A 2,680-nucleotide genomic window follows, 5' to 3' on the forward strand; every position below is an offset into this window, starting at 1 on the left:
CGACAGCGTGTGCGCCGCCCCGATGCCCCAGCGGCCCCACTCCTCGGCGCCGCTCCAGCCGCCCTCCACGAACAGCGAGTCGACGGCGCGCGTGCCGGCGCCCACCCAGTCGGGGCCGAAAATCACGCGGGCCTGCCGGTCCTGCCAGGTCTCGCCGGTCACCGGGCGGGCGCGCCGCACGATGGCGGTGCCGCAATTGTCGGGCATCGGCACCAGGCATTCCGGCTTGTCGGCAAAGAACAGGTCCGCCGCGCGCTCCGCCCCTTCCCAGGCGAGCGACGAGTAGTCGTGGATCAGCATGAACCCGCCCGGCGCCATGCGCGGATAGAAGAACTCAAGCGCGCTCAGCATCGGCGCATACAGGTCGCAGTCGATATGCACGAGGCTGAAGACGGCATCGGCGGGCACCATGCCGGTCGTGCCGGGGAAATGCCCCTTGCAATAGGTCGTGCGCTCGGTGCCCACCAGCGCGCGCACCGCCTCCAGCGAGGTGTCGGCAAAGCCCGCCGCGACCGACTGATCGACGCCGGTGAAATCCGCCGGGTCGAACCCCTCGAACGTGTCGAACAGATAGGTGTGCCGCCCCAGCCGCCGCGCGAAGGTGGCCAGCGCATGCGCCGTGAAGCCGCGCCAGACGCCCAATTCCGCCACGTCGCCGGCCACCCCCTCCTTGGCGATCTGGTCGAAAGCCAGGGTGAAGGCGAGGAAGCGGGCGATGTCGCCATGCTCGCCGCCCGCGACGAAGCCCGCCACGTCCGCGTCCGGCCGCGCCGTGCCGCCGCGCGCCTGATAGCGCCCGTAGTTGACGCCGAACCGCTGCGGCAGGGCGGCATGATACGGCCAGTCGAACTCGGGGGCGAAATCCGCCATCGCACTCTCTCCCGCCCCGGGACGCGGGGCCGCCGTCGCTGCATCCGATGCGCGCGGAGAGTGACGAGTCCCGCGCGCCCCCGCAACCGCGTCGCACCTCCCGCACGTTTGCGGATGCCAAGGTCCCCGGGCCTCCGGTATTTTCACCCTCGGAACCGTTGGGCAACTTTCCGGAGGTCGGGCGTGAAGGGTCTGAGCAGCGAAGAGCGTCACCGTCGCGCGGCATCCGCCCTGGCGGATATCTACTGGACCCGGCCCGCGACCACGGTGCTGCCGCGCGGCGACCGCTCGGCCCTCTATGACTGCGTCGCGGACCAGATCGGTCCGAACGTGCCGGTGAATTGCCTCGAATTCGGCGTGGGACAGGGGGCCAGCATCACCGCCCTGTCGCGCCTTTTTGTCCATCCCCGCGCGCGCTTCATAGGCTTCGACAGCTTCGCCGCCCCGCCCGGCACCGGGACCGCGGCGCGGCGCGGCAGCTTCGTCACGGACGGCCACCCGCCCGCGACGGCCGATACGCGCGTCACCTTCAGGAAAGGCTGGTTCCAGGACACCGTGCCCGACTACTTCCGCGACAACCCGGTCGATCGCACGCGCATCCTGCTCGTGCATTTCGACGCCGATCTCTATGCGTCCGACCTCTTCTTGCTGACGACGCTGTGGCACCTGCTCGGCAGCTACTTCTTCATCTTCGACGACTTCATCCACGACGACGTGGTGGCGCTCGCGGACTTCATGCAGGCCTACCCGGTCAAGATCGCCTTCCTCGCGCAGACCACGGGCGGGGAGGGGCGGCCCTACCCGGAACGCGTCTTCGGCCACATGAAGCGGACGGAGATGCCAGCCCCCCTGCATTAGCCCGCGCCGCGCGGGCGCGGGCTTCAAAACAGCGGGCGCGCCAGCGCGCCCAGCCCGATCGCGCGGAACGACAGGTTCAGCTGCGCGATCACGCCGACGCTCGTCCCGCTCGCGCGCGTCAGCGGCACCAGCGCCTCCACCGCCAGCTGATACCCCTCGCCGGCATAGATCAGCCCGGGGGCGATCAGCCCCTGGCGCGCGTCGCTGCCGGTCGCATCCGTGGTCGGGACGGCATAGCTCGCCTCCACGATCGGGATCAGCCGCGTCAGCCCCGTGCCAACCCAGTCCGCCAGCCCCGCCCGCGCCGCCCACGGCACGATCCACGGCGCGAGATAGTGCAGGCTGTACTGCACCGATCCGGCGATCTGCAGCGTCTGCGGAAACCGCGCGCCCGCGCCGGCATGCGTGTCGTCCGGCACCTCGTACGCCAGCGTCCCGGTCACCGCGAACGGGCGCCACGCCGCCGCCACCGGCGCGGTGCCGAGGCCCTGGCCGACATACAGCGTGGGCGCGGTGGACCCGCTCCGCTCGGCGCCGACCCGCGCCGCCCCGGTGCCGCCGAAGCTGCGCGTCAGGCCGAGCGTCACGATCGTCTCGCTCTCCGGCGCCTGCACCACGACGTATTTGCTGGTCAGCGCCAGGTCGTCCCACCCGTCCCGCCGCCGCCCGTCCCCGCCCGCGAGGTCGAGATACCCGCCGGTCAGCTGCAGGTCGATCCGCTCGGTGATCGTCTTGTCGACCTCGAACGCGACGCCGTTCTGCACATAGCCGGGCGCGCCCGGGGCCGCGCCATAGCCGATGCGCGACAGCGTCGGCAGGGAGATCTCGTCGTCGATCCCCGGCTCGTCGAGGATCAGCGTCTTCGGAAACTCCCGCCCCGCGTCGGGATCGCCGCCGTCCGGATCGCCCTGCGCCCGCGCGCCGCGCGCCCCCGCCAGCAGCAGCAGCACCG

At 71.5% G+C, this 2,680-nt stretch carries 3 protein-coding genes; 1 reads left to right on the forward strand and 2 read right to left on the reverse strand.

Annotation, left to right across the window (positions count from 1 at the left end):
- Nucleotides 1-870: TylF/MycF/NovP-related O-methyltransferase (locus tag B8460_RS22265; protein WP_052945281.1), on the reverse strand; the 870-nt coding region annotated here is incomplete at its 3' end.
- A gap of 183 nt (nt 871-1,053) precedes the next feature.
- Here B8460_RS22265 and B8460_RS22270 point away from each other — a divergent pair.
- Nucleotides 1,054-1,728 (forward strand): TylF/MycF/NovP-related O-methyltransferase, encoded by a 675-nt coding sequence (locus tag B8460_RS22270; protein WP_048862812.1) that lies wholly within the window; start codon nt 1,054-1,056, stop codon nt 1,726-1,728.
- 23 nt (nt 1,729-1,751) lie between these two features.
- Here the strand turns inward: B8460_RS22270 and B8460_RS22275 are convergent.
- Nucleotides 1,752-2,680 (reverse strand): hypothetical protein (locus B8460_RS22275; protein WP_158322944.1); only part of this gene is annotated, 929 nt, incomplete at its 5' end.

This window comes from Acidisphaera rubrifaciens HS-AP3, assembly GCF_000964365.1.
GTDB classification, from domain to species: Bacteria; Pseudomonadota; Alphaproteobacteria; order Acetobacterales; family Acetobacteraceae; genus Acidisphaera; species Acidisphaera rubrifaciens.